Raw genomic sequence first — 20,738 nt, 5'->3', positions numbered from 1 at the left:
CTATTTATTGATAGGGTTTTACATTAAAAGAAAGCGAAGCGACAGATAAGCTAGAAAGTAATAGCTTTGATGATTATACAAAATGTATCGAGAATATAATGGCATTTCAATTGGGTGATGATAGTAGTCAAAGCATGAATGAGATGAACCTCATTCCGCTGATCGATATCATGCTGGTATTGATGATTATCTTTTTATTGACGGCGAGCGTATTGAATCCGGCAGTGCCATTAGATTTGCCAAAGACCAGTGCGATGTTAAATGAAATCCCGCCCGAAGCGATTCAAATCAGTATTGATAAAGATGCAGGAATATTTTGGGACAGCGATCCTATTAGTATGGAAGAGCTAGAAGTACGCTTGCAGCAGCAAAGTGCCGCTGGCAAAGATCCTTCCGTACAGCTACGTGCTGATAAAGACAGTAAATATGATACCGTCGCTCAAGTGTTGGCAGCGGCGAGTGAAGCGGGACTAAGCAAAATAGCCTTTGTTAATGAATAATCGTTAAAGCCATAATACTTGCTAGAAGTATCAGCAAGCTTATTAACAGAAAAATCAGCAGAATAATAATAAGAACCATTAAAATAATAAACTTTCTCTCCGACCTCACAAGGTAATCTTGTGAGGTTTCCTTTATTTTATTAATGTATTATTTGGCTTTTATTCTTGATAAATGCTTACCAGCCGTAGCCAAACGGGCGATAGCCGTAGCCGCCATAGCGTCTAGGACCATAACCAAACGGATAAGGCGACCGCAAGTAATCAAGGTCACGTTGGCGGATATGGTAATAGCGACCTTGCGCGTAAGCTTCTTCGAGCTTTTCAATGCCTTCAAGCGGGCAGACAGGCTGCCAGTCATAACCTTCACGACCACGCTTATAAGCATTTAGCTCGGTACAGTATTTTTTTAGCCCCAGCTGGCGACCCTGTTCCCATTGAATACGGTTTGGCATGGGAGCGCCAGCACGAGCACAGCTATTAGCATAATGACCGAAATAATCCCCTGAGCGCCCATTGATACCGTCGGCATAGCCCACTTCTTGCCAGTTGCTGCTTTGACATTGCTGCGGCGTCAGGCTTTTTTGGGTGGTAGCACAGCCTGATAAAGTAAATAAGGCAACACCGATTAGTGTTAATGCAACGTTGGACCTACTCATGATTGGACTGCGCGATTTTTGAGTAAAATTGGCACTCGATGAGTTTCGCTTAATAAGATTATTCATAATAAACCTGCGCGCGTTTAAAATTATGGTTTATCATAGCACTTTTTTATATGCCCGACTTTTTGTATCTTGTTATCGAACGAGTAGCTTTCTGTACTAAGTATTTGATATGCCACTATAAATATCAGCGATATTGTAGATTAGCTGGTGGCTTGTCTCATAACGATAGATAATCTAGCATGCGGTAATTTGTGTACTTGCGCTCTATTGTTCTTGATTTTTGAGAGCTGACACGCATTATAAATACAGTTATCAAGGTCAGTCACGTATAAAATAATCGCTGCTATGAGCGAACTTATTAGCTAAAAGGTCAGATTGTCATGGGTATGTGGATTGCTATTCTCATTGTACTATTCGTATTAGGGAGTATGATGGCGCTCAAGCCGAGCGGTATCGATCAGCGTTTAGATAAGCTGCGTATGACCGCGCGCCGCTTGCAGCTCAATCCAAAGCTGGTCACTTGTCCTGACTGGATAAAGGGTAAAGACAACGAGTATGGTCGCGGAATGATGGGTCAGTATTGCTTAATATTAGAAAATACCAATCTGCCGTTTACCCGCTATCAAGTGATTGATGGGCAATGGCGACCAGATAGTAGCTTTGTCGATACGACTACAGATGATAATAAGCTTATCGTGCCAACGGCTATTCGTGCGAATCAAAGCAATACCCATACGGCAATTAAGAAGCCCAATGTCAGTTTGGACAAGATGCCACTTGATTTGCCAGTCAGTATTGAGCCCTACGTAAAGGGGCTATTGACTAAGGCAAATAGTATCGTGATTTATTGGGAAGATATCGCTTATGTACGCCCTGCGACCAATCCTACTTATCAGCAAAAATTGATTGAGAGCGATTTATTAGCGCTCAAAGAAAAGCTTGAAGAGTGGGCGCTGCAGATGCAAAAGATCCTATAAAAATCGCCACAAGGTAGCAAATTGTTTTTTCGTCTCCATAAACGAGCGATATGCAAGTGCTTTTGGCAGACACTTAGTCATTTTCAGTTGACAGTTTGAGCCTTAGCAGTGTAACGTCTTTATAACTGAAACCTTTCGTTATGGTTATCATTTGTTTTATAACCGATTTTACTAGCAGCCATTACTACAATAATTTGCCACGCCCTTATAACCAAACCTATAAATGGCATGCTGCTAGACAATTCTTATTTTAATTTACTTATTATGGTGTCGTCACCTATGACAAAACCCGCAGCTAAAAAAAGTGCAGCGCCCGCTGCTGACAAACCTAAAGGCAGCCCAAAAGCCAGTCCAAAGGGCAAATCTTTGGTGATTGTTGAATCACCCGCCAAGGCAAAAACCATCAATAAATACTTGGGTGATGATTTTATCGTGCGCTCAAGTATCGGTCATGTCCGAGATTTGCCAGTCGGTGCTAGCAAAAGCGCAAAGAAACCAGCAACGACCAAAAAAGATGACAGTCTAAGCAAAGAAGAAAAAACCCAGCAAGCATTGGTACGGCGTATGGGTGTCGACCCTGAGCATGATTGGGCGGCAGTCTATGAAGTCTTGCCAAATAAGACCAAGGTCATCAAAGAGCTGAAAGCTTTAGCCAAAGACGCTGACAAAATCTATCTCGCAACGGATATGGATAGAGAGGGAGAGGCGATTGCTTGGCATCTTAAAGAAGTCATCGGCGGCGCTGACAGTAAATATGAGCGTGTGGTTTTTAACGAGATTACCAAATCTGCCATTCAAAATGCCTTTAAGCAACCGTCTAAACTTGATATTGACCGAGTTAATGCCCAGCAAGCACGTCGCTTTTTAGACCGTGTCGTTGGCTTTATGGTATCGCCACTCTTGTGGCAAAAAGTCGCTCGTGGTCTATCGGCGGGTCGCGTCCAGTCTGTTGCCATGCGCTTGGTCGTTGAGCGTGAGCATGAAATCCGCGCCTTTATTCCAGAAGAGTATTGGCAGATTCATGCCGATACCCATATTGCTGAGAGCAAAGCCAAAAAAGCTACAGACGCTGAGCAAATTGGTATTCGTTTAGAAGCCACTAAGCAAGGCGGCAAAACGCTAAAGCTTGTCAATAAAGAGCAGACCGATAAAGTATTAGATGTCCTAAAAGCAAATGACTTTATCGTCAAAGAACGTGAAGAGAAGCCAACGCAGTCGAAACCAAGCGCGCCTTTTATTACCTCGACTTTGCAACAAGCCGCCAGCACGCGTCTGGGATTCTCAGTTAAGAAAACCATGATTTTAGCGCAACGTTTATATGAAGCGGGTCATATTACTTATATGCGTACCGATTCGACCTTTTTATCAGGTGATGCGCTTGCTGCGGTACGTGGCTATATCGAAGACAGCTATGGCGCAAAATACGTGCCAGAAAAGCCGAATTTCTATGGTAATAAACAAGGCGCACAAGAAGCGCATGAAGCCATACGTCCGTCTAACGTCAATATGAAGTCAACGCAGTTGAAAGCCGTTGAGCGTGATGCGATACGTTTGTATGAGCTAATCTGGCGTCAGTTTGTGGCCTGTCAGATGCTACCAGCAAAATATCTATCAGTGAATTTATTCGTTGCTGCTGACGACGTTGAGTTAAAAGCACGCGGTCGCACCTTGGTATTTGATGGCTATACTAAAGTGATGCCACCTGCCAAGACCGACGATAACTTATTACCTGATGTGAAAAAAGGCGATAAATTAATACTAGATAAGCTTGATCCGAGTCAACATTTTACCAAGCCGCCACCGCGTTTTACTGAGGCAAGCTTGGTCAAAGAGCTTGAGAAAAAAGGCATCGGTCGTCCATCGACTTATGCTTCTATCATCTCGACCATTCAAGATCGTGGTTATGTGAAGTTAGAGAACAAGCGCCTGTTTGCCGAAAAAATGGGTGATATCGTCACCGACAGACTGACAGCAAGTTTCCCAGACTTGATGGATTATACCTTTACTGCGGCGCTTGAAGACAAGCTTGACCATGTGGCAGAAGGCGATACCGATTGGAAAGATGTGCTCGATAATTTCTATGGTGACTTCAAAACAACGCTTGATCGTGCTAAAGAAAAAGACGGCATGCGCCCCAATGATCCAACCGATGTACCAGATGTCCATTGTGATCTTTGTGCTCGTCCAATGCAGCTACGTACCGGTTCAACGGGTGTATTCTTAGGTTGTACTGGTTATAACTTACCACCAAAAGAGCGCTGTAAAGGCACTAAGAACTTAATGCCAGTCGAAGCTTTTGCCAATCTTGATGATGCCGAAGGTGATGACGAAGCGGCCGAAGTCAGAGATTTGATGGAGAAGAAACGCTGCCCAAAATGCGGTACGGCAATGAATGGTTATATCGTTGATGGCGGTCTGAAGCTGCATGTGTGTGGTAACAATCCTGATTGTGATGGTTATGTCTTAGAAGAAGGTAAGTTCGAAGTGCCTGGCTCTGACTCTCCAACCATTGATTGTAATAAGTGCGATGGGCAGATGGAGCTAAAGACGGGACGTTTTGGTCCTTACTTTGCGTGTCAGCAATGTGATAACACGCGTAAAGTGCTGAAAACAGGAGAAGCAGCACCGCCGCGCATGGATCCTATTCATCTACCAGAGTTAAAATCTGTTAAGCATGAAGATTACTTTATCTTACGTGAAGGCGCAGCAGGCATGTTCTTAGCGGCCTCTAAGTTCCCTAAAGTAAGGGAGACACGTCCGCCAAAGCTTGCTGAGCTGCGAGAGATTAAAGATAAAATGGAAGACAAGTTCCAGTATTTGTTTGAAGGTCCAGATGAAGATCCAGATGGTAATCCGACGATTTTACGTTGGTCGCGTAAGAAAAAAGAGCAGTATATCGGCTCTGAGAAAAACGGTAAAGCCACACGCTGGGGCGTTTACTGGCGTAAAGGCGAGTGGGTAGAGGAGTAAATTTCTTTTACCTTTAAGCCGTCAATAGTTTCAGGCTATAAAAAAACCTCTTAGACAATCTAAGAGGTTTTTTTATGATTTAAAATCGAAGTTATGATTATGGATTATCTTTTTTCGATAATGCCGCAAGCGACGCGATCACCGGCATTACCAGCTGGCTGACTGATGTAATCATCAACGCCGCTATGCACGATAAAGGCTAGGCGATTGACGCTGTATTTACCAGCATCAGCGGCAGAAATTTTCTTATTCACATAATTGATGGTTGCGACACCATCCGCATTAGCCGTTAGATTAGGTAAGTCGCCTGCATGACCATTCATGTCATCTGGGTTAGAGTGTGGCTTGTTATCTGGATTAAAGTGCCCACCTGCTGCTTTACCCATATTGCCACAGCTTCCTGTTTCATGAATATGTAGCGACACGGTCTGACCCGGCTGCAAGTTCATCAGCTTACCATATACTTGTACACCGCCATCAACGGGGCGTAAAAACATTTGCCCGACTTCATTTTTATCACCACTAACAGCATTAATGGTCGACTTTAAAACAGGTTGGTTTAGAGGATTGCCTGTTTGCATCTGACCTTCTACCGTTTGGCAACCCGTCATTGCTAAAGCAGAGCCACATAATAAAGTACTTGCAAGTATTGTCTTATTCATTATTATCTCCGTTTTAAATTTTGCTTTTGATATCATCAATGATTTACTGTATCAGTATAGCTAGGCGCTTGAAGGAGTTATTCACTAAAAGCGCAACAATCGGTTAATAAATGTAAGTATCATATGATTTTTAAAAGAAGTTAACTCAAGCAGGGTATCTTCCTATCACATTTGAAGGGATTTAATCCAAGAGAAAATAAATAGCAAATTTAAAAATCCTGAACAAAAAAAAGACCGTAACTAATATTACGGTCTTTTTCTTACGTTAACTTATTAATTGTGTAGCGCTTTACCTTTGGTCTTATCAACCGTTACTTTGGTAGGTTTAATTGGTACTGGCATACTGACCAACGCTACTTTTAATATCTCATCAATCGTCGCGACTGGCTGAATGGTTAAGCCTTCTTTGACGTTATCAGGGATATCGGCTAAGTCACGCTCGTTAGTATCTGGAATCAACACATGCTTGATGCCACCACGATGCGCTGCGAGCAGCTTCTCTTTAAGACCACCGATACGTAAGATTTTACCACGCAAGGTAATCTCACCTGTCATGGCAATATCTGGACGAATAGCAATACCAGTTAAGGCAGAGACCAGCGCTGTCGTTAGTGCACCACCAGCAGATGGACCGTCTTTTGGAGTGGCTCCTTCTGGCATATGTACGTGGACGTCAGTCGTTTTAAAGGTCTCGTAATCAATCCCTAAGCTATCGCCGCGAGCACGTACCACACTCATCGCTGCACGGATAGATTCTTTCATCACATCGCCGAGTGAACCGGTAAAGATAAGCTCACCTTTGCCTTTCATCGCAACCGCTTCGATAGTGAGTAGCTCACCACCGACTTGTGTCCATGCAAGCCCAGTAATACGACCAATCTCAGGCTCTTCTTCCGCTAGACCATAGTCATACTGATGGACACCTAGATAGTCATCGATGTTTTTGTCATCGACCACGACCAGCTCACGTTCTGCTTTTTTCGGAGCGCGGGCACCATGCGTTTCAACCGAACCGCGAACCACTTTACGGCAGATTTTATTCACTTCACGCTCAAGATTACGTACACCGGCTTCACGCGTATAGCTACGGACGATGCTATGCAATGCCGCTTCAACAATCTCAATCTCGCCTTCTTTGAGACCATTATTTTTAATGGCTTTTGGCACTAGATACTTCTGCGCGATATTCACTTTTTCTGCTTCGGTATAACCCGGTAGGCGAATAACCTCCATACGGTCAAGTAGCGCAGCTGGAATATCCATACTGTTAGCGGTACAGATAAACATCACTTGTGATAAATCTAAGTCCATATCTAAATAATGGTCATTGAAAGTATCATTCTGTGATGGGTCTAACACTTCAAGCAATGCTGATGCTGGATCACCGCGGAAATCATGCGCCATCTTATCGATTTCATCCAATAAGAATAGCGGGTTTTTGACTTCTACCTTTGCCAATGACTGCACGATTTTACCTGGCATTGCACCGATATACGTACGGCGATGACCACGAATCTCCGCTTCATCACGTACGCCGCCAAGCGCCATACGTACAAACTTGCGACCGGTTGCACGAGCAATTGATTCGCCCAATGAAGTCTTACCAACACCCGGAGGACCGACTAAGCAAAGAATCGGGCCGCGCAGTTTTTTCACTCGAGACTGTACAGCGAGATACTCTAAGATGCGATCTTTGACATCTTGTAAGCCATAATGGTCTTCGTCTAGAACAGTTTTAGCTTTATCTAAATTGATAGAAACTTTAGTCGTCGCATTCCACGGCGTGTCCAAAATCCATTCAATATAGTTGCGCACTACTGAAGATTCACTCGAAGCCGGCGGCATCATTTTGAGCTTTTTCATTTCCTGCTCAGCTTTTTTGCGCACATCTTCTGGCAAGTCAGCTTCATCAAGACGTTGTTCAAGCTCAGCCACGTCATCTTCACCATCGAACGCACCGTCATTCATATCTGACAGCTCGTTTTTAATGGCTTTCATCTTCTCGTTTAAGAAGTATTCGCGCTGATTGTCTTCCATTTGCTGACGGACAGCTTCTTGGATATCTTGTTCGATGTTTTGCTCAGCACTTTGCTTGACCAAATATTCAGTCAAAGTGTTGATATGGGTTTTGATATCATTTTGCTCTAAAAATGACTGTTTGATATCAAGATCCATCGACACACGAGTTGAGATAAAGTAGACCAACTCAAGCAAATCATCGATACGTTTTGCAACGCGCGTTAGCTCACGCGCATTACGTAGACGTGCATCGGCATAGCTTTCAAACAGCGAGGTTAAAGCTTGAATCGTGTTTTTCTGCTGGCTTTCATCCATGCTGACATCAAGGTCTGCACGCTCAAAGCTTGCCATCAATAAATCATCATGACTCTCTATCGAATCAACACGAGCGCGATATTGACCTTCGATCAATACTTTGATGCAATTCTCATCGCTATCATGTGGCATGGTGCTGACGATACGACATACTGTGCCGTATTGATATAAGTTATCGTGATCAATATCTTCGGTGAGCGAGTCTTTTTGAGCAACGACCAAAACCTTATTGCCGTACTCAACTTGCGCCAATTCAACCGCTTTGACTGAAGGCTCACGACCGACAAACAAGGCAATTTGCATATGCGGATAAACAACGACATCGCGCAGTGCCAATAATGGCAGATAATCTTCAACAGCATCTTCTTTACTGTCTTTCGCAGTGTCATCTTCTTGAGCAGCGTCAGACGCTGACTTGTTTTCTACTGCGTTATCAGACGAGGTTTCTAGCTCGTTCTGTTGCTCGTTTTCTAGCTCACTTTGCTGCTTGTTGTCATCAACAACGTTAGGTGATACGTCGACATCGATGTCGATATTGTCTTTATCAATTTTATGTTCACTCATATATTCTTCCTCGTTCACCAGACTTGTAAAGTCAAGTTAGTGGTTCATGTTTAGATAAATGGTGCTGCTATATAAAATTGCAAGGCTCTGTTATCAACAGTTGAGAGAATATTGTTCCTTTATCTACTTTTTCTCTTCAGGCTATTTGGCTTTGCGCGTGGGTTTTAGTCGTAAAATCAGGTAGAATAGCGCGCGTCTAAACAGCTCTGCTTAAATAATAGCTATGTGGATTAAAAGGCTGAGACGACATAAGTAAATTGGCAGCATACCAAAATGGGTCGATAGTAGGCTAAAAAATATAGGATAAGGGGCGAGAATATGACCATCAATGCGGTGCTACTGGCGGTAGTCATCATGCTAGGGCTGTCTTTGGCGCGGGTACACGTGGTACTCAGTTTGTTAATCGGTGCGCTGGCAGGTGGGCTCATTGCTGGTCTCGGTATGACTGATACCTTGAACGCCTTTCAAGAAGGGATTAAAAACGGCGCGCAAATTGCGCTGTCTTATGCGCTGCTAGGTGCGTTTGCAGTGGCAATTGCGCATTCCGGCTTGCCACAATCTTTGGCAGGGGCAGTGATTAAGCGCATTGATGCAGGCGGCACCAGTGGCATGATTAAATACATGCTGTTTGCAGGTCTTGTTACTATGAGCTGCTTTAGCCAAAACTTAATCCCCATTCATATTGCCTTTATTCCCTTGCTTGTGCCGCCATTATTATTGGCATTTAACCGCATGCATATTGATAGACGCCTGATTGCTTGTCTGATTACCTTCGGACTTGTCACGACCTATATGTTTATTCCGTATGGGTTTGGTGATATTTATCTGAATCAGATTATGCTCAAAAATGTTGGTGAAGCCGGTATCGATATCAGTAATATCTCGGTGACCAAAGCCATGGCGATTCCCGCTTTGGGTATGTTCGTGGGCTTACTGATTGCTGTATTTATCAGCTATCGTAAACCGCGTCAGTATCAGCAGCTAGCAATTGATAAAGCTGCGCATGAAGAAGTGTTAGAAAGCGACGAGTTAAGCAAAACTGCGGCTACTGCACAAACACAAAGTAAAATGAAGACGCTAGTGGCGATTGCAGCGATTGTCACTGCCTTTGTGGTACAGCTCTATACTGATTCATTATTGCTAGGCTCAATGTTTGGTTTTGGCGTCTTTATGGCAACGGGCGTGGTTAAATGGCGTGATGCCGATACGGTCTTTAATGACGGCATCAAGCTCATGGCGATGATTGGCTTTATTATGATTACCGCCCAAGGCTTTGCCGAAGTGATGAAAGCGACTGAGCAAATTCAACCATTGGTTGATGGCGCGGCGTCATTGTTTGCGGGTAATAAAGCGATGGCCGCATTTATTATGCTATTGATTGGCTTGATTGTAACTATGGGTATTGGCTCATCCTTTTCGACCATTCCTATTTTGGCGGCGATTTATGTACCACTCTGTATTTCGTTAGGCTTCTCGCCCCTTGCTACGGTTGCGATTATCGGTACAGCAGGCGCACTTGGTGATGCCGGTTCTCCAGCGTCAGATTCAACATTGGGTCCCACCTCTGGTCTAAATGTTGATGGACAGCATGACCATATCAAAGACAGCGTGGTGCCAACCTTTATCCATTACAATATTCCGTTATTGATCTTTGGTTGGATTGCGGCGATGGTGCTTTAATTAACAATATAAAATCTTAATGTCGATATAAAAAGGCGAGTGATTTCATAATCATTCGCCTTTTTGGTTTTTTATAGTCAGGGAAAAGTAATATCCATACATCATGTACTGCTGATATTAATTTTTCTTGCTTGCTGTGCCTACACAGACAGAGGCTACAAAAAATTCATACCAGCAGTACTGTAGCGTTTTTAAGATATTTTAACTATATGATGATGTGATTTATGCCTTTCTTAATACTATTCATCAAAATCCTCAATCTCACTATTTAACCCACTCAAAAACTCATCACTTTGCGCCATTAATTCATTTAAACGGCGTTCATTGATAGTATTTGCTAACTCGTCAGCGCTAAAAGTCTGCTCTTGACTATAATAAAGCCGCTCATAATCCGCTTTTTCTAACTCTTGCAAATGTTGTTCGACATTCTCTGCACTAGAGTTAGTATCTAGAGATTTCTTATTATCACTCATCGAAACCACCTCAAGCCACTTGGCGTAATTATGGCATCTAACGGCACATCCCATGATTGACGCTCTAGTTGCTCAACCACTTGAAAGTCATAGCACCAGCCTATCTTTAGCGGTTTTTTAGCGCCAGACCGATAGCTATTACCTAGAGTTGTGTCATAAAAGCCACCACCCATGCCCATACGGTTGCCATCTTTATCTACTGCTACTAACGGACAAATAATTACATCTAATTCTGCTGCCCATAATAATCGGCGATGATGGTTTTGTTTCATGCCTAAGCTATGAATGCGTGTCGGTACATTTAATAACTTTGCATGATAAATAGGCACAAAGCGCAATCGTTTATCTTCCAAGCCATTGCTAGTACGACCAAATGAGCCGACCACCGGCAAATACGGAAAATAGCCTAAGCGTTGACACCAATCCAAAATTGGCTGAGTGGGTAGCTCACCAAAGCCATCATAATATAAGCCGATACGTGCATTTGGCGGTAAGCGTTGCTGTAGCTTGACTAAATGCAAGCTTGCCATGCGTGCATATTGTTTACGCTCATTATCCAAGAGCCTACGACGCTGGCGAGTAAAATGGCGTCTGGGTGGGTTGCTAATGGTATCAGCTATTTGCACATTATTAGTAGCTTGACTGCTCACGGTAGATAACTCAGGTAGCGAACTGGTAGATTGTTGTTGGCTGGTGCTCTTAGACATCAGTTACCCTCACGGACGTGGAGAAATTTGTGATAAGTCATGCTATCATAACGCCACTTTACAGCGTATTTTTCTTTGTGTGCAGCAGCTGTTGCACTTTTTATGACAAACCATTCATTACCAAACCATCAAAGAGGGTAGTTATGTCAACACAGAATCAGGCAACTCGTACCGAAAAAGACACCATGGGCAATGTAGAAGTCCCAGCTGACGCTTATTGGGGTGCACAAACTCAGCGTAGCCGCGAAAACTTTAAAATCGGTGGCGAGACCTTGCCGCGTCCGATGATTGAAGCGATGGCACTGGTCAAAAAAGCCGCTGCGATTACCAATGCAAGCCTTGAGCGTATCGAAGATGATAAGCGCGATTTAATCGTACAAGCTGCTGATGAAGTTATCAACGGTGGTCTAACCGATCAGTTTCCATTAGTGGTATGGCAGACCGGTTCTGGTACGCAGTCAAACATGAATATGAATGAAGTGCTTGCGAATCGCGCCAACGAAATCGCTGGTTCTGAGCGCGGTAGCTACACGCCAATTCACCCAAATGATCATGTCAATCATGCTCAGTCTACCAATGACAGCTTCCCAACAGCCATTCGTGTTGCCGCTGCTCGTGAAATCAACGGCTTATTGATTCCAGCAGTAAAAGCGCTACGTGATACGCTAGATGCTAAAGCAAAAGAATTCGATAGCATCGTGAAAATCGGTCGTACGCATTTACAAGACGCCACGCCTTTGACATTAGGTCAAGAGTTTAGCGGCTATGTTAGCCAACTTGATCATTCATTGGTACGTATTGATAATGCGCTACAAGGCTTGTATGAATTGCCATTAGGTGGTACGGCGGTTGGTACTGGTCTAAACGCTCATCCTGATTATGCGGTAAAATCAGCTGAGCAATTGGCGACATTGTCTGGTCTTCCATTTGTGACGTCACCGAATAAATTTGAAGCACTAGCCGCTCGTGATGCCGAAGTATTTGCTTCAGGCGCACTAAAAACGCTAGCAAGTAGCTTGAATAAAATCGCTAACGACGTACGTTGGTTGGCATCAGGTCCGCGTTGTGGTTTGGGCGAGTTGACGATTCCTGAAAATGAGCCAGGCTCTTCTATCATGCCGGGCAAAGTAAACCCAACGCAGTCAGAAGCAATGACCATGGTTGTCGCTCAGGTTATGGGTAACGATGTCACTATCAGCATGGCAGGCGCGTCAGGTAACTTTGAGCTAAACGTTTATAAGCCAGTTATCGCGTTTAACTTGTTGCAATCTATCAAACTGCTTGGCGATGCGTGCAATAGCTTTAACGAAAACTGTGCTGTTGGTATCCAGCCAGTAAAAGACAAAATCGATGACTTCTTGCACAACTCATTGATGCTAGTGACTGCGCTTAACCGTCATGTTGGTTATGAGAATGCCGCGAAAATCGCTAAGACAGCTTATAAAGAAAATAAAACTTTGAAGCAAGTTGCGGTTGAGTTAGAGCTATTAACTGAAGCACAGTTTGATGAGTGGGTTATTCCTGCTGATATGGTAAATCCTAAGTAAGCAGTAGACCAAATAATGACCTGCTACGGTGTCAGACTTACTTAATGTACGATAGGTACCATTTGTACTGCTAGTAGCAGCATCATATTTGTTCCACTGAAAATTTAGACATAAAAAAGACCTTGTCACTTCTTATACGAGAATGTGGCAAGGTTTTTTTTGGTTTATATTTTTAAAGCTAGATCTACATCTTATATAGTGAATGTAATCTCAAAGATTGCTTATAGACTACTATAACTATTATCATATACATGCAGAATTTTGGAAAAAAAGACAATAACCTAAATCGGAGTAAACAATGATTACCCATGTACCTGATATGACTTTTAAAACTCGTGTTCGTGATGACTCTATTGGAGGAGACAACCCATTCACATGGTATGATCTAACCACAGATGAGTTATTTGCCAATAAAAAAGTGGTTGTGTTTTCTCTACCAGGTGCGTTTACGCCAACTTGTTCGACCAGCCATCTCCCTCGTTATGAAGCGCTTTATAATGAGTTTAAGGCATTAGGCATAGATGAAATAGTTTGCATTTCTGTCAATGATGCGTTCGTCATGTACCAATGGGGTCTGAAGCAAAACCGTGAAAACGTTTTCTTACTTCCTGATGGTAATGGTGAGTTCACTCGTAAAATGGGGATGCTTGTTGATAAGAGTAATGTTGGCTTTGGTATGCGCTCATGGCGTTATTCGATGGTTGTCGACAATAAAGAAGTTAAAAAAGTGTTTAAGGAAGCTGATTTTGGCGACAACTGTCCAATAGACCCATTTGAAGTATCAGATGCAGACACTATGTTAGCGTATTTAAAAAGTAATGCTTAGATTCTATTGAGAAGTTAGAAATAAAAAAGACCTTGTCACGTCATGTGGCAAGGTCTTTTTTTTATTTACATTTTTAAAGATGGTTCTTTTTTTGCTCATCTAAATCAACAGTATACCGCTCTAATTATAGCTAACAGTGATATCTTTTTTTTGCTTATACTTATTACGTATTGTTGGAGCTTTTACATTAAAAATAAGTCATGCTTTATATTACAGCGTAGTACTTTAGTCTGTAGTTTTACATAATGATAAGGTTGCCAACGTAAAAATATTTATTAAATACTGATATTTATCTATATTTGATGGAACAAAATTATGAAAATTTTAGAGGTAGGTTTTTTAACTTTGATGATTGTGGTGTTATCAGCCTGTGATAGTAATAATGGTTATGAAGATTCTTATAACTCTGATACAGAAGTAAGTTTAGAAGATGCAAGAAATGAAATAGCTGATCTTCAAAGTCAAATAGTTGATTTAGAGGCATCAGTGTCAGATCTAGAGTTTGCTGTAGATGAATTTAGCTATAATGACTGGGCTGATGTTGTGCCGAATGTAATCTCTGAAGTTGATTTAGTTAGGTTTCATTTAGATTACGTTAAAAGTTCAGCTGATAATCTTGAATATACCTTAGAGTAAGTTTCTAGTAGTTACATTATTTATTATAAAAAAGGATTTGAGATATGGCTATAGCTGATTGGCTGATGATAATTGCAGTCTTAGTTGGACCGATAATAGCTGTTCAACTAACTAGGTACCTCGATAATTTGAAGGAGAGAAAGGAGAGAAAGTTAGCAATATTCAAAGTGTTGATGGCAACCAGAGCTTACAACGTTTCATGGACGCATGTTGAAGCACTTAATCGTATTGATTTGGAGTTTGACCATAATAATAGGAAAGAGAAAGCTGTAATTGCCGCATGGAAAGAATATCTTGATATATTGAGTAATAGCTCAATTAGCCCTGAACAATGGGGTATGAAACGAATTGATTTAATGGTAGAGCTATTACATAAAATGTCTCGAGTACTTGACTACGATTTTGACAAGACTCATATTAAGAACTCTTTTTATTCCCCAATGGCTCATGGTGCCATTGAAGATGAACAGGTGGCCTTGAGACGTGGCTTGTTAGAGGTATTAGAAGGGAAAAGACAGATTCCAATATCTTTTTCTAATATTGAGTCTTCTGAAAAATAGGGTTATCGTCTACTTCGTTTTTATGATTGATATTTTGTATATTGTAGGTTGCATCCCACACACTAGTTTCAAGAAATAGCTATATTATCGGTGCGCTAAGCACACCCTGCATTCAAAATTATTCAATAAAAAGGACCTTACCACATTACGCAGTAAGGTCTTTTATTTATATCAAAAATTTAAGTCTCATTAAAACTTATAAAGCAAACCAAGCGTCGTCGTAGCATCAGTACGCGAGTCAACCATTGGACTGTCATATTGCTCATTTGGCAGATAGCTTAAGCTTTGATTGGCAAAGCCTGCCCAGCGCTTACTGAAATCATAGTTGGCACTAACATTAATATAAGGATTCAAGCTTGAGTTGGCAGTATAAGCAGCGACGCCCGTTCTAGTTGACTCTGTATCGCTCACGCCGTAGTAGTATTCATTGTAGTCAGCATCATTGTACTCAAATCCAACGCTTGGATAGACCGTTAGCTTGTTTTTGCTAATTTTACCAAGATAGCTTAAGCGGGCAGTATTACCGCCACTACGGTCTAAGATATCTGTTGCGTATTGGGCACGAAAGCCACCAACCGGTGTCAGACGCGTATAGCTTAGTCCTGCAGCAGCAGAGGCTTTACGCTCATCAAGTCCTTTTAGTGCGCCAGTAGCATCATCAGGATCAAATGAATTGCCAGCAAGCTGAGCATAAGCAGCTAGCTGATTGCTGCCGTCATTGATAAGGTATACACCCGCTTGAGCACCACGTGCGTAGATTTTATTATTGTCATAGAATACGCCTGGCAATACTTTTATCTCGGTGCTTTCTTCCAAATCATAAGCAGATTTGACTGCCATGACGTTGACGCCGACGCTTAACTCAGCATCAGGATCTTTCGGTAGGTTTTTATTGAAGAGTGCTGCATTAGATAGGCTAGCTGCGCCAAGCATGGCAGTAGCTGTCAACGTGCTAAGCAAAGCACGCTTAAAAGTAGGGGATAGCGATGATGATGTAGACATGATTTGCTCTCATAAGTGGGTGAAACAAAGGGATAAAAATAGTAAAACACGTAAGGATTTTGTACATTAGAATCAGGTAAAAATAAAAGAGCTATAGGCTAAACAGTACTTTGCTCAATGGCATTGAGCACTTCTATTAATTGTTGATGGATATCTTGCCACCACCACATAAAGCCAATGCTAATAAATAACATCACAATCCACGGCAGCAATTGCCAAATAAGCGCAGGTTTAATGGCTGTGCTTTTCTCATTCAGGGTTTCGTTAAGAGTAGGGCGAATAGGATTGGTAGGGTTAACAGTTACGTTTGAGTTTACACCACTATTATTATCTACATGACTCTCATTATGCAAACTGTCATGATTTAAATGAGGGTTGGTTGAGTGAACATCATTATCAAAGTCAGTGACGCTATTCACTGGCGTATTAATATAAGTGGTGTGATATTCGTTTTGTTGCTCACTTTGATAACGGGGTAAATAATTACTCTCGTAAGTGGCAATATTCTGTATGACAGCTGCCATACTTTGACGATAGGCAATCGCAAAAGCCAGTGCAATGATAAGACCGGTAATCGCACCGCCAATGTGACCAGCATTGTCGATACCTGGCACCGCAAAACCATAGACTAAGTTGATGCCCATAATAAATATCAGGCTTTTAAGATTCAGCACCATACCATTGACTGATATCTTAAACAGCGCGGCGATTAATAACGCTGCGCCAATACCCATGATACCGCCCGATGCGCCTGCAGATAATCCGGCTTGTCCTGTCCCGTCCACAATACCTTGCCATGTGACGTAATTATTTAGTAAGTTGCCACCGATTGCTGCCAGTAAAAGTAGCGCCAAAAACTTCGCAGAGCCAAACATCGGCTCGGCGATTTGACCAAAAAAGTACATGGCAAAACCATTAAACAATAAATGCATCAGCCCAATATGCAAAAACGCACTGCTCACCAAGCGCCATGGCTCATTATCCATAGTAAAAGGCAAGGCATTGGCACCCCATTTTATCAGCGCTTCAGTTGAGGGGTTATTGGCATCGACACCCGTTAATACCTGCATGATAAATAGCCCGATAAAGCTGACTAATAACAAGGTGGTAACAGGCGCTGTCTTTAATAATTGTTGAATAGTCATAACATCTAATTATCAATAAAAAATTATCAGTACAGTATAAAGGGTATAGATAGTATAAAGAAAGCGACCAACAAGTCTAAGTAGTTATATCGTCTACACTTACCAGCGCATTGGCGCTACGTATGGCAAGGCAGTTTTAAGATGCTCGTAGGTACCTTTGACTAAGATATCATCGCGCACTTCATTGATATCGGTATGACCGCAAAACGCCATGCTGATGTCACATTCGTTATAAATCAGCTCAAGCGCGCGGCGGACACCATCTTCGCCATACGCGCCAAGACCATAAAGAAAAGCGCGACCAATCATCGTGCCATTGGCTCCTAATGCCATCGCTTTGAGTACATCTTGCCCAGAACGAATACCGCTATCGAGCCAAACTTCAATCTGACTGTCTTCAGCACGCACGGCTTGTACGATATCGGCTAGAGATGAGATGGAAGAGGGCGCACCATCCAATTGGCGTCCACCATGATTGGAGACTACTAGCGCATCGGCACCGCTACGAGCTGCCAGTACAGCGTCTTCTGGCTCCATAATACCTTTGATAATCAGCTTGCCACCCCACATGTCTTTAATACGAGCGACATCATCCCAGCTAAGTGCTGGATCGAACTGCTCAGCTGTCCATGCGGATAGCGATGAGATATCCTCGACGTTTTTAGCGTGACCGACGATATTACCAAAGGTGCGACGCTTGGTACCCAGCATATTCATACACCATTCTGGCTTGGTCATCAGATTTAAGATATTGGCAAGCGTCGGTTTTGGCGGCGCAGATAGACCGTTTTTGATGTCTTTATGACGTTGACCGAGTACTTGTAAGTCGGCGGTCAGGATGAGCGCTGAGCAATTGGCTTCTTTGGCGCGGCGAATCAAATTGGCGATAAAGTCCATATCACGCATCATATATAGCTGAAACCAAAACGGCTGGCTGGTATTTTCTGCTACATCTTCTATAGAGCAAATACTCATGGTCGATAGGGAAAACGGTACACCAAACTTTTCTGCTGCCTGTGCCGCGAGGATTTCTCCGTCTGCCCACATCATGCCAGTAAAGCCTGTTGGCGCAATCGCAACAGGCATTTTTACTGGCGTGCCCAGCATTTCGGTAGCAAGCGAGCGCCCTTCCATATTAACCAATACTCGCTGACGCAGTTTGATACGGTCAAAGTCGGTTTCATTATTGCGATAGGTGGTCTCAGTCCATGATCCTGAGTCGACATAATCATAAAACATGCGAGGTACTTTGCGCTCAGCGACCCGTCGTAAGTCTTCAATTTCAGTAATTTTGCTCAAATTTTTCATAAGGTCTTCCTTGTTGCTTATTTGGTAACCGTTTATTCATTATGATGCTGTGGTCATTCATTTTTTGTCGTTAATTATTAGATAATATTATCTTAACCGTGACATAAAACTGACACTATCATAGTTAGTATAATAGCGTCAGTTCAAGTACTGAGTGCAGATTCACAGATTTACTAGTACAGCTAACTCATGTTAAGTAACGGTTTTTTTACTCGTCATTGCCATGATGCCAAAAAATGCGATTGGCCAAATGACAGCCAATATCCACCACCACATTTGACCGAAAATAATACCCATACCGATCAATCCTGCCTGAATAACATAGTATGTCATTGCGACTAAGGTTTTGCGAATAACATAGCCTTCTTTATCCATCAGACCAACCACCGCGCAAGCAGCAACGACGTTATGTACCGCAATCATATTACCAGCAGCGCCACCGACCGCTTGCAGTGCTACTACTTGTGCAGCAAGATTGACATCTAAGCCAATTTGACTAGCGGTTGACCACTGAAAGTAAGCGAACATCATATTACTGACGGTATTTGAGCCTGCAATGAACGCACCCAGCGCGCCAATCCACGGAGACACGAGTGGCCATGCATTTTGAAAGGCACCAGCGGCACTCTCAGCCAGTAAGATGGGCATAGCGGGTAGCGAATTTGCGACTTCAGCAGCTGACCCGGAGTTGATGAATACTTGTACCATCGGTACCGAAAACAGCAAGGCTGGTGCGGCGGCTATCATGGTTTTTGCAGAACTACTCCAACTACGTTTGACGGCTTGTCCGTTCATTTTGAACAACAAGATAGAGATTAAGGCAACAATAATTAGAATGATACCTGGAGAATAGGCAAGTTGGATTTTACTAGAAATAGTTGTACCAAAAAGATTGGTAAATTGTATAGTGGTCAAATCTCCAGTCAAAAATGCCTTCAGCGGTGCAATGACTCGAGTGATGATTAGTAGACCAATAACGATGAGATAAGGAGAAAATGCCCGAACCAAAGAAAATCTTGGTGCAATGGAATCATCAAACTTTTCTTCAGGTAACGAGCCTAGCCAGTCTTTATCCCATTTAGCGCGTGGCGCAAAATCAAAAATCTCTTTAGGCATCAAGAAGCCGCGCTTTGCTGCAGGAAGTACAATCATAAGACCGATAAAACCACCGACCAATGATGGGAACTCAGGACCTAGGTATCTAGCCACTAAATAATAAGGAACGGTAAAGCAGAGACCAGCAAAAATTGCAAAAGGCCATACTTTGAGCCCTTCAACGAAGGAGCGATTTTTACCAAAGAACCGAGTCAAAAATCCACTCAAAAGTAACGGAATTAGAAAACCCACCAGCGCATGTATCAGACCGATGTTACCCGCGATTTGTAATAGATAGTTTTCAGTTGAGAGTGGCGCAATCGCTTGCGTTATATCTGGCTTATCATTGATACCAGTCCAAACGCCAAGTAATACTGGCGTACCAACGGCACCAAATGATACGGGCGTCGACTGAATAATTAACATAGCCATAACTGATGCCATCGCTGGGAAACCTAAAGCGAGCAACAACGGTGCACCGATAGCAGATGGCGTACCAAATCCTGATGAGCCTTCTATCAGCGAGCCGAATAACCACGCCACAATGATAACTTGAACGCGTCTATCGGGCGAGATATCCATAAAGCCTTTACGAATAGCGACAATAGCACCCCCTTCCTTCAAAGTATTCAGCAATAAAATAGCCGCAAATACAATAAATAAAAGCGTGAGTGCGACGATGATGCCATTTACAGTCGCGGCTGCGACTTGGGCGCCACTGGCTTGCCAAACGAACAACGCTAATAGCGCGGTTACTAAATAGGCAACGCCCATAGAAATCTTGGCAGGGAGCCGCAACATTACAAGCAAAACGAGTACTACCAGAATAGGCGCTAAGGCCAAAAAAGTGTACATAATAAACCGTCCTTGGTATATGTAGTTGAAGTCATCTTTGAAATATCATTGAAGGATATTTCTTTTTTCTTTATCAGTATTAAGCCAAAAGAAGCCCGTAGTTTTTTGGTGCTGCGGGCGTCATTCAAATGGCAGTAGAGAACTTATTTCAAAAATTAGCTGAGACCTTGTATTCTTTATTAAAGTAGTTAAGAGCTGATTATGATTGTCCTTTACAATCCGCTTAACTCATTAT

General features: G+C 42.7%; 17 protein-coding genes. 8 read left to right on the top strand and 9 right to left on the bottom strand.

The annotated features are described in order from the left end of the window. The first annotated feature begins 98 nt into the window (after positions 1-98). Positions 99-500: an ExbD/TolR family protein gene (locus VLA57_RS03045; RefSeq protein WP_011514224.1), complete on the top strand. Its 402-nt coding sequence runs from the start codon at positions 99-101 to the stop codon at positions 498-500. A gap of 176 nt (positions 501-676) precedes the next feature. On the opposite strand, the gene VLA57_RS03040 is transcribed toward VLA57_RS03045, so the two are convergent. Further along, positions 677-1,222 carry a DUF2799 domain-containing protein gene (locus tag VLA57_RS03040; protein ID WP_262880874.1) on the bottom strand — a complete coding sequence of 182 codons (546 nt, stop codon included), beginning with the start codon at positions 1,220-1,222 and terminating at the stop codon, positions 677-679. A gap of 320 nt (positions 1,223-1,542) precedes the next feature. Here VLA57_RS03040 and VLA57_RS03035 point away from each other — a divergent pair, with 320 nt between their 5' ends. Both VLA57_RS03035 and topA read left to right on the top strand, forming a co-directional pair. Continuing rightward, positions 1,543-2,139 carry a hypothetical protein gene (locus VLA57_RS03035; protein ID WP_020444081.1) on the top strand — a complete coding sequence of 199 codons (597 nt, stop codon included), beginning with the start codon at positions 1,543-1,545 and terminating at the stop codon, positions 2,137-2,139. Between the two features lie 279 nt (positions 2,140-2,418). After that, positions 2,419-5,109, top strand: a complete 2,691-nt coding sequence (gene topA, locus VLA57_RS03030; RefSeq protein WP_333954319.1) for a type I DNA topoisomerase — start codon at positions 2,419-2,421, stop codon at positions 5,107-5,109. A gap of 104 nt (positions 5,110-5,213) precedes the next feature. Here topA and VLA57_RS03025 read toward each other — a convergent pair whose 3' ends face one another. Further along, a complete protein-coding gene (locus VLA57_RS03025; protein ID WP_333954318.1) occupies positions 5,214-5,771 on the bottom strand; it encodes a superoxide dismutase family protein in 558 nt (185 codons plus the stop codon). 273 nt (positions 5,772-6,044) lie between these two features. Beyond that, the gene (gene lon / locus VLA57_RS03020; protein ID WP_333954317.1) at positions 6,045-8,669 is read right to left on the bottom strand and encodes an endopeptidase La; all 2,625 of its coding nucleotides are present in this window, start codon (positions 8,667-8,669) and stop codon (positions 6,045-6,047) included. 318 nt (positions 8,670-8,987) lie between these two features. On the opposite strand from lon, the gene VLA57_RS03015 reads away from it, so the two are divergent. Continuing rightward, a complete protein-coding gene (locus tag VLA57_RS03015; protein ID WP_133105081.1) occupies positions 8,988-10,349 on the top strand; it encodes a Na+/H+ antiporter family protein in 1,362 nt (453 codons plus the stop codon). 239 nt (positions 10,350-10,588) lie between these two features. Here the strand turns inward: VLA57_RS03015 and VLA57_RS03010 are convergent, their stop codons facing one another. Together VLA57_RS03010 and VLA57_RS03005 are read right to left on the bottom strand one after the other, a co-directional pair. Then, a complete protein-coding gene (locus VLA57_RS03010) occupies positions 10,589-10,822 on the bottom strand; it encodes a hypothetical protein (protein WP_133105080.1) in 234 nt (77 codons plus the stop codon). Beyond that, a complete protein-coding gene (locus tag VLA57_RS03005; protein WP_133105079.1) occupies positions 10,819-11,529 on the bottom strand; it encodes a 5-formyltetrahydrofolate cyclo-ligase in 711 nt (236 codons plus the stop codon). Before VLA57_RS03005 ends, VLA57_RS03010 begins: the two co-directional genes overlap by 4 nt. A 143-nt stretch (positions 11,530-11,672) precedes the next feature. On the opposite strand from VLA57_RS03005, the gene fumC reads away from it, so the two are divergent. The 4 genes from fumC (at position 11,673) to VLA57_RS02985 (ending at position 15,098) form a co-directional block, all read left to right on the top strand. Beyond that, a complete protein-coding gene (fumC, locus tag VLA57_RS03000) occupies positions 11,673-13,076 on the top strand; it encodes a class II fumarate hydratase (protein WP_133105078.1) in 1,404 nt (467 codons plus the stop codon). 298 nt (positions 13,077-13,374) lie between these two features. Then, a complete protein-coding gene (locus VLA57_RS02995; RefSeq protein ID WP_020444073.1) occupies positions 13,375-13,902 on the top strand; it encodes a peroxiredoxin in 528 nt (175 codons plus the stop codon). A gap of 315 nt (positions 13,903-14,217) precedes the next feature. Further along, a complete protein-coding gene (locus tag VLA57_RS02990) occupies positions 14,218-14,538 on the top strand; it encodes a hypothetical protein (RefSeq protein WP_333954315.1) in 321 nt (106 codons plus the stop codon). 44 nt (positions 14,539-14,582) lie between these two features. Further along, on the top strand, positions 14,583-15,098 hold the full coding sequence (locus VLA57_RS02985) for a DUF6680 family protein (protein ID WP_333954314.1): 516 nt from the start codon (positions 14,583-14,585) through the stop codon (positions 15,096-15,098). A gap of 189 nt (positions 15,099-15,287) precedes the next feature. Here the strand turns inward: VLA57_RS02985 and VLA57_RS02980 are convergent, their stop codons facing one another. The 4 genes from VLA57_RS02980 to VLA57_RS02965 all read right to left on the bottom strand — a co-directional run bounded on the left by VLA57_RS02980 (position 15,288) and on the right by VLA57_RS02965 (position 20,503). Beyond that, complete coding sequence (locus VLA57_RS02980) at positions 15,288-16,100, bottom strand: MipA/OmpV family protein (protein ID WP_333954313.1); 813 nt, start codon at positions 16,098-16,100, stop codon at positions 15,288-15,290. Positions 16,101-16,198: 98 nt separating this feature from the next. Next, complete coding sequence (locus tag VLA57_RS02975; RefSeq protein ID WP_333954312.1) at positions 16,199-17,245, bottom strand: rhomboid family intramembrane serine protease; 1,047 nt, start codon at positions 17,243-17,245, stop codon at positions 16,199-16,201. Positions 17,246-17,344: 99 nt separating this feature from the next. Further along, positions 17,345-18,553: an alpha-hydroxy acid oxidase gene (locus VLA57_RS02970; RefSeq protein WP_333954311.1), complete on the bottom strand. Its 1,209-nt coding sequence runs from the start codon at positions 18,551-18,553 to the stop codon at positions 17,345-17,347. Between the two features lie 192 nt (positions 18,554-18,745). Then, the gene (locus VLA57_RS02965) at positions 18,746-20,503 is read right to left on the bottom strand and encodes an L-lactate permease (RefSeq protein WP_133105072.1); all 1,758 of its coding nucleotides are present in this window, start codon (positions 20,501-20,503) and stop codon (positions 18,746-18,748) included. Positions 20,504-20,738: the final 235 nt, after the last annotated feature.

Origin of the sequence: Psychrobacter sp. S4(2024) (assembly GCF_036861305.1) — a bacterium.
GTDB classification, from domain to species: Bacteria; Pseudomonadota; Gammaproteobacteria; order Pseudomonadales; family Moraxellaceae; genus Psychrobacter; species Psychrobacter cryohalolentis.
Note: the sequence above shows the minus strand (reverse complement) of the source record. Positions and strands in the feature narration are given on the sequence as shown.

Coding starts and splice junctions, on each gene's coding strand:
- VLA57_RS03045 (WP_011514224.1), top strand. CDS start 99: ATGGCATTTCAATTGGGTGATGATAGTAGTCAAAGCATGAATGAGATG.
- VLA57_RS03040 (WP_262880874.1), bottom strand. CDS start 1,222: ATGAATAATCTTATTAAGCGAAACTCATCGAGTGCCAATTTTACTCAA.
- VLA57_RS03035 (WP_020444081.1), top strand. CDS start 1,543: ATGGGTATGTGGATTGCTATTCTCATTGTACTATTCGTATTAGGGAGT.
- topA (WP_333954319.1), top strand. CDS start 2,419: ATGACAAAACCCGCAGCTAAAAAAAGTGCAGCGCCCGCTGCTGACAAA.
- VLA57_RS03025 (WP_333954318.1), bottom strand. CDS start 5,771: ATGAATAAGACAATACTTGCAAGTACTTTATTATGTGGCTCTGCTTTA.
- lon (WP_333954317.1), bottom strand. CDS start 8,669: ATGAGTGAACATAAAATTGATAAAGACAATATCGACATCGATGTCGAC.
- VLA57_RS03015 (WP_133105081.1), top strand. CDS start 8,988: ATGACCATCAATGCGGTGCTACTGGCGGTAGTCATCATGCTAGGGCTG.
- VLA57_RS03010 (WP_133105080.1), bottom strand. CDS start 10,822: ATGAGTGATAATAAGAAATCTCTAGATACTAACTCTAGTGCAGAGAAT.
- VLA57_RS03005 (WP_133105079.1), bottom strand. CDS start 11,529: ATGTCTAAGAGCACCAGCCAACAACAATCTACCAGTTCGCTACCTGAG.
- fumC (WP_133105078.1), top strand. CDS start 11,673: ATGTCAACACAGAATCAGGCAACTCGTACCGAAAAAGACACCATGGGC.
- VLA57_RS02995 (WP_020444073.1), top strand. CDS start 13,375: ATGATTACCCATGTACCTGATATGACTTTTAAAACTCGTGTTCGTGAT.
- VLA57_RS02990 (WP_333954315.1), top strand. CDS start 14,218: ATGAAAATTTTAGAGGTAGGTTTTTTAACTTTGATGATTGTGGTGTTA.
- VLA57_RS02985 (WP_333954314.1), top strand. CDS start 14,583: ATGGCTATAGCTGATTGGCTGATGATAATTGCAGTCTTAGTTGGACCG.
- VLA57_RS02980 (WP_333954313.1), bottom strand. CDS start 16,100: ATGTCTACATCATCATCGCTATCCCCTACTTTTAAGCGTGCTTTGCTT.
- VLA57_RS02975 (WP_333954312.1), bottom strand. CDS start 17,245: ATGACTATTCAACAATTATTAAAGACAGCGCCTGTTACCACCTTGTTA.
- VLA57_RS02970 (WP_333954311.1), bottom strand. CDS start 18,553: ATGAAAAATTTGAGCAAAATTACTGAAATTGAAGACTTACGACGGGTC.
- VLA57_RS02965 (WP_133105072.1), bottom strand. CDS start 20,503: ATGTACACTTTTTTGGCCTTAGCGCCTATTCTGGTAGTACTCGTTTTG.